The sequence below is a fragment of the Intrasporangium sp. genome (genome assembly GCF_039812505.1).
In the GTDB taxonomy this organism is placed as follows: domain Bacteria; phylum Actinomycetota; class Actinomycetes; order Actinomycetales; family Dermatophilaceae; genus Intrasporangium_A.
The window spans coordinates 1-6,180 of sequence record NZ_JBDIAQ010000180.1 but is presented as its reverse complement, the minus strand read 5'-3'; the positions used below and the strand labels follow the sequence as shown (position 1 = coordinate 6,180).

Below are 6,180 nucleotides of genomic sequence, written 5' to 3'. Positions count from 1 at the left end.
CGGCGCGACATGACCGGCGACCTGACCATGACCGGCGACCCGGCCTACCCCGACCCCGCACCCCGGTCAGGGCTTGGTGGATCCGTAGGGCGGCAGCGGCAGTGCGGCCGGGCCGCGCACCCCTGCTGCGTCGAAGGCCACCTTGATCCGCTCCCGCAGCTCGCGCTGCAGCCCGAAATGGCCCTCGGCGACGCACTTGGCCAGGACCCGGATCGTGATCGCACCGCCGCCGATCGACTCGACCCCGACGACCTGGGGCGGCTCGAGCAGCGTCCGCTCCCACTCCTGCTCCCCGGCCAGGTCGGCGGCGACCTGCCGGATGATCGACTGGGCCCGTTCGAGGTCCTCGTCGTAGGCGATCGGGATGTCGACGATCGCCGTGGACCAGCCCTGCGACTTGTTGCCGATGCGGATGATCTCGCCGTTGCGGACGTACCACATCACGCCCTGCGCGTCGCGCAGCCGCGTCACCCGCAGCGAGACGTCCTCGACGGTGCCGACGACCTCGCCGGTGTCGACCACGTCACCGACCCCGTACTGGTCCTCGATGATCATGAAGATGCCCGACAGGAAGTCCTTGACCAGGCTCTGCGCCCCGAAACCGAGGGCCACCCCGCCGATCCCCGCCGACGCGAGCATCGGGCCGAGGGGGATGCCGACGATGGCCAGGACGGTCAGCAGCGCGATCGTGCCCACGACCACGGTGATGACGCTGCGCAGCACGGCCCCCATGGTGCGGGCGCGTTGCACGTGACGCGCGTTGCTGACGCCGGTCGCCTCGGCCAGCGCCCGCCCGGTCAGCCCGGGCAGCTCGGCCAGGCGCTGGGCCCGCCGGCTGGTGGCCGTCGCCACGCCGCGGTCGACCAGGCGCAGCAGCAGCCACCGCACGACCACCGCCCCCACGATTACGACGAGGACCTGGACCGGCGCGCCGAGCAGCCAGTCACGCACCCCGGGCCAGGTGAGTGACGGCGGCGAGCTGGGCGGCATACGAGCCATTCAAACGTATGCCGCCCACCCGGCGGTCGCTGCCACGCTCAGGGGGCGTCGGCGTCCTTCGCCTGCGCGCGCAAGGCCCGCGCGATCGCGTCACGGTTCTCCGCGACCGTCCGCACCAGGCCGGCCGGCGCGTCGGGGTGGGCGTCCAGCCAGGCGTCGGAGGCCTGGCGGAGCGACTCGTCGGCGAGCCGGAACGGGTAGAACCCGCCGACGACGCGCTCGCCCATCGCGACGCTTCGGGACTCCCACGCGCCGACCAGCATGTCGTGGTAGCGCGTGACGTACGGGGCCAGCAGCGACGGGTCGGTGACGCGCCGGAAGCCGGCAGCGATGGACTCGACCATCTGGTTGGGCAGGTCGTTGCGCTCGACGGCCCGGGCCCACGCGTCGGCCTTGGCCGCGGCGGTCGGGCGGGCGGCGCGGGCCTGTGCCGCGCGCTCCTCGCCGGTCGCGGTCGGGTCGCGCCGCAGCTCGGTGTCGATCCGCTGCTCGTCCGCGACGCCGAGCGCGGCCAGCGCCTGAACGAGGGTCCACCGCAGCTCCGTGTCGACCTCGAGGCCGGGCAGTTGCTCGGTGCCCGCGAGCAGGGCTTGGAACCGGTCGGCGTCGCGCCGGTCGACGGTGTAGTCGGCCCATCCCTCGACGAGCTGGAACTGCGCGTCGCTGCCCGGCTCGGCCCGCTCGGCGAGCTCGCGCAGCGCGGTCGCGAGCAGGGCCTGCATCTCGGCGCGGCGCTCGGGGGCGACATAGAGGGTCACGCTGGTCTGCAGCTGCCCGAGCAGGACGCGCAGCAGGGTCGAGTCGCGCTCGCCGGGCAGGGCGGCCAGCACGAGGCGGACGAAGTCGCGGGCCGGGATCTCGGCGTCGCGGGTCATGTCCCACGCCGCGCCCAGCACCAGCGAGCGGGGCAGGGACTCGCCGAAGCCGCGCGGCAGCGACAGGGCGGTGGCCAGGGACCGCTCGTCGAGGCGGATCTTGGCGTAGGCCAGGTCGTTGTCGTTGAGCAGGAGCAGGTCCGGCTGCACGACCCCGACGAGCTCGCCGACCGGGGTCAGCTCGCCGTCGATGTCGGCCTCGTGGTAGGCGTCGCGCCGCAGGCGCCCGTCGACGACGGTGTACAGCCCGATGCCGAGCCGGTGCGGCCGCAGCGTCGGGTGTTCGTCGGGAGCCGTCTGGCGCACCGCGAAGGAGCGGTAGGTGCCGTCGTCGGCAAGCTCGAGCTCGGGGCGCAGGGTGTTGACGCCGGCCGTCTCGAGCCAGAGCCCGGCCCATGCGGCGAGGTCGCGGCCGGAGGCCCGCTCGAGCTCGCCGAGCAGGTCGGCGAGCGTGGTGTTGCCCCAGGCGTGCGTGCAGAAGTACGCACGCAGGGCGGTCACGAAGGCCTCGCGGCCGACGTAGGCGACCAGCTGCTTGAGGACCGAGGCCCCCTTGGCGTAGGTGATGCCGTCGAAGTTGACCTCGACGTCCTCGAGGTGACGCATGTCGGCGGCGATGGGATGCGTGGAGGAGAGCTGGTCCTGGGTGTAGGCCCAGGACTTCTCGGCCGTCCCGAACGTGGTCCAGGCGTCGACCCACTCGGTGGCCTCGGCCTGGCACGTCGTCGAGGCCCACTCGGCGAACGACTCGTTCAGCCAGAGGTCGTCCCACCACTTCATCGTCACGAGGTTGCCGAACCACATGTGGGCCAGCTCGTGCAGGATGGTCAGGGCCCGGCGTTCGACCTTCGACTCGGAGACCTTGGAGCGGAAGACGTAGACCTCGGTGAAGGTGACCGCTCCCGCGTTCTCCATAGCCCCCATGTTGTACTCGGGCGTGAAGACCTGGTCGTACTTGGCGAACGGGTAGGGCTGGTCGAACTCCTCCTCGAAGAAGGCGAAGCCGGCCTTGGTGGTCGCGAAGATGTTGTCCGCGTCGAGGTACTGCCGCAGCGAGCGTCGGCAGAACACCCCGAGCGGGATGACGCCCGCCCGGGTCGTCACCTCGTCGCGCACCTCGTCGTAGGGCCCCGCGATCAGCGCGGTGATGTACGACGAGATCCGCGGGGTCGGCTCGAACGCCCACGTGGCCCGCTCGAGGTGGCCGGCGACGCCCGCCGGGGTCGGCTGCGGGGTCGGAGAGTTCGACACGACCTTCCAGTGGGCCGGTGCCGTCACGGTGAAGCGGAAGCTGGCCTTGAGGTCCGGCTGCTCGAAGACGGGGTACATCCGGCGCGAGTCCGGCACCTCGAACTGGGAGTAGAGGTAGACCTCGCCGTCGACGGGGTCGACGAAGCGGTGCAGCCCCTCGCCGGTGTTGGTGTAACGGCCCGTCGCCTCGACCGTCAGCACGTTGGCGGCCTGCAGGCCGGACACCGCCACGCGCGAGTCCCGGAAGACCTGCGCCGGGTCGAGCGGCTCGCCGTTGAGCGTGACGTGCTGCACGGACTCGCCGATGAAGTCGACGAAGGTGTCCGCGCCCGGCTGCGTGCACTCGAAGGTCACCGTGGCGGTGGTGCGGAAGGTCTCGGGACCGGTCGTGAGGTCGAGCCGGACGTCGTAGCTCTCGACGCGGAGCAGCTCGGCGCGGCGGGCGGCCTCGTCACGGGTCAGGTTGGTGCCGGGCACGAGGGTGGCCTCCTTGGGGTGGCGAGGGGGATGGCGAGCGGAGTTGGCCGGCTGCGGCGTCGCACCTCGCGGACGGTCCGGTCCGGCACTCATCCTCGCACGAGACGTGAGCCCTCCCGACCGTCTGTCCCCAGCGGTGTGGACGGGCCGGTTTGACATGATGAGGCCATGACAGCCAACCAGCGACAGCACGTGGAGATGTGGTTCGACCCGATCTGCCCGTGGGCGTGGATGACCTCCCGGTGGCTCATGCAGGTCGAGCAGGTCCGACCGATCGACGTGACGTGGTCGGTCATGAGCCTGGCCGTGCTCAACGAGCACCGGCACGACCTCGACGCCGCCTACCGGGAGCTGATGGACAACGCCTGGGGACCCGTGCGGGTCATCGTCGCGGCTGCCGAGCGGCACGGTGAGACGGTCGTCAAACCGCTCTACGACGCAATGGGCGAGCGGATCCACCGGCGCAGGATGCACGACTTCGACGCGGTCATCGCCGAGGCGCTCGACGAGGTGGGCCTGCCCGCCGAGCTGGGCAGGGTCGCCCATCACAAGACCGTCGACCCCGCGCTGCGGCGCAGCCACCGCCGCGGGATCAGCCTGGTGGGCACCGACGTCGGCACGCCCATCATCTCCGTCGAGGGGGTCGCGTTCTTCGGGCCCGTCGTCAGCCCGGCGCCCAAGGGCGAGCAGGCCGGGCGACTCTGGGACGGCTGCGTCCTGGTCGCCGGCACGCCCGGCTTCTTCGAGCTGAAGCGGACCCGTACGACCGGCCCCATTCTCGACTGACGCCTGACGACAAGGAGTCCCATGCACATCCACATCGGCGGCGACCACGCGGCGTACGAGCTCAAGGCGGTGCTCGTCGAGCACCTGACCGGAGCCGGCCACGATGTCGTCGACCACGGCCCGGCGCAGTACGAGGCCGACGACGACTACCCCGTGTACGTGCTGCGCGCGGCAGCAGCGGTGGCGGCCGAGCCCGGCTCGCTCGGGGTGGTGCTCGGCGGATCGGGCAACGGCGAGCAGATCGCGGCCAACAAGGTCACCGGGATCCGGGCCGCGCTCGCCTGGGAGCCCGAGCTCGCCGCCCTCGCCCGCCAGCACAACGACGCGCAGGTGGTCTCGATCGGCGCCCGCTTCACCAGCGCCGAGGTGGCCACCCGGATCGTCGACACATTCGTGGCCACCGACTTCACGAATGAGCCGCGGCACGTACGTCGCCTCGGTATGGTGACGGCATACGAGAAGAGCGGCGAGCTGCCGGCTCGGCCGGGGGCGTCGCAAGACTGAGAGCCGACAGCAGACCCTGAACTGGATCCTCGCAACGGGCATCCGCGAAGGGAGCGAAGGCTTGGCGACGCACACCGTCCTGGTCCGGCAGCCTCGGCCGACGACGGGTCGGCAGGTTCGATGGATGGGTAGCTTCGCCTCGCGCCTCGAGCGTTCACGGATCGGGCTCGTGGTCCTGTTCGTGGGCTCCGTGCTGCTCACCGGTCTGGCCGTGTTCGTCTGGCCGGACTACATGCCGTGGTCCGCTTTCGCTTTGATCGTGGTCTGCGCCGGCCTGTTCCTCCAGCCGGTCCCGCTGTTGGTCGTCTTCGGGGTCGTCGCCGCGGACATCGTCCTGGTCGGGATCCTGCTCGGAGACCGGAAGGCCGCGACCCTGGGCACCATCCTCGTGCTCGCCGTGCTCATGATGCTCATGCTGTGGCTCTCGCGGGCCCGCTCGAAGGTGGGGCTGGTCGGGGTCAAGGGCGAGTCGATGCTGGTCGACATGCGCGACCGCCTGCGGGCGCAGGGCGAGCTGCCTCCGCTGCCGCGCACCTGGGGCGCCGAGGTCGCCCTCGAGTCGGCCTACGGCGACCGGTTCGCCGGCGACTTCGTGGTGGCGACCCGGTCGACCGACGGGGGACTCCTCGAGATCGCCCTGGTCGACGTGTCCGGCAAGGGCCGCAACGCCGGCACCCGGTCGCTGCTGCTGTCCGGCGCGCTCGGCGGGCTGCTCGGGGAGATGAGCGAGGGCGGCTTCCTGCGGTCGGCGAACAACCACCTGCTGCGGCTGCGCTGGCCCGAAGGGTTCGCCACGGCCGTGCACGTGGCGATCCACCTGGAGACCGGCGCGTTCTCGATCGGCTACGCCGGCCATCCCGCCGCGGCCCAGTTCTCGGCCGGCTCCGGCCGGTGGACCATGCTCGCGGGTGGCCGCGGGCCGCTGCTCGGGGTCATCGAGGACGCGAGCTACCCCCGTGAGCAGGGCTGGCTCCGCCGCGGCGATGCCCTGGTGATGTACAGCGACGGCGTCATCGAGGCTCGCGACACGGCTCTCGACGACGGGGTCGACCGGATGCTCGGGCGGGCCGAGTTCTTCGTGACCAAGGGCTTCGAGGGGCTCGCGCAGCGCCTGTGCGACCACGCGGCCGCGGGTCACGGCGACGACCGGGCCGTCGTGACGATCTGGCGCCGCTGACCCGGCCGGGGCGGGCGGGTCGCGCTCGTGCTCACGTCGCCGGTCAGGTCGCACGGGCGGATCGGGCCCATGGTCACATCGCCGGTCAGGTCGCACGGGCGGATCGGGCCC

At 71.9% G+C, this 6,180-nt stretch carries 5 protein-coding genes; 3 read left to right on the top strand and 2 right to left on the bottom strand.

Annotated elements, in window-relative coordinates; translation table 11 throughout:
- Positions 1-66 precede the first annotated feature (66 nt).
- Both WMI84_RS16235 and pepN read right to left on the bottom strand, forming a co-directional pair.
- Positions 67-990 carry a mechanosensitive ion channel family protein gene (locus tag WMI84_RS16235; protein WP_347354817.1) on the bottom strand — a complete coding sequence of 308 codons (924 nt, stop codon included), beginning with the start codon at positions 988-990 and terminating at the stop codon, positions 67-69.
- 47 nt (positions 991-1,037) lie between these two features.
- The gene (gene pepN, locus WMI84_RS16230; RefSeq protein ID WP_347354816.1) at positions 1,038-3,602 is read right to left on the bottom strand and encodes an aminopeptidase N; all 2,565 of its coding nucleotides are present in this window, start codon (positions 3,600-3,602) and stop codon (positions 1,038-1,040) included.
- 168 nt (positions 3,603-3,770) lie between these two features.
- Between pepN and WMI84_RS16225 the strand changes: the two genes are divergently transcribed.
- The 3 genes from WMI84_RS16225 (at position 3,771) to WMI84_RS16215 (ending at position 6,069) form a co-directional block, all read left to right on the top strand.
- On the top strand, positions 3,771-4,388 hold the full coding sequence (locus tag WMI84_RS16225; RefSeq protein WP_347354815.1) for a DsbA family protein: 618 nt from the start codon (positions 3,771-3,773) through the stop codon (positions 4,386-4,388).
- 21 nt (positions 4,389-4,409) lie between these two features.
- Positions 4,410-4,892, top strand: coding sequence for a ribose-5-phosphate isomerase (locus WMI84_RS16220; protein WP_347354814.1), 483 nt, complete (start codon positions 4,410-4,412; stop codon positions 4,890-4,892).
- Between the two features lie 124 nt (positions 4,893-5,016).
- Positions 5,017-6,069, top strand: coding sequence for a PP2C family protein-serine/threonine phosphatase (locus WMI84_RS16215; protein ID WP_347354813.1), 1,053 nt, complete (start codon positions 5,017-5,019; stop codon positions 6,067-6,069).
- Positions 6,070-6,180: the final 111 nt, after the last annotated feature.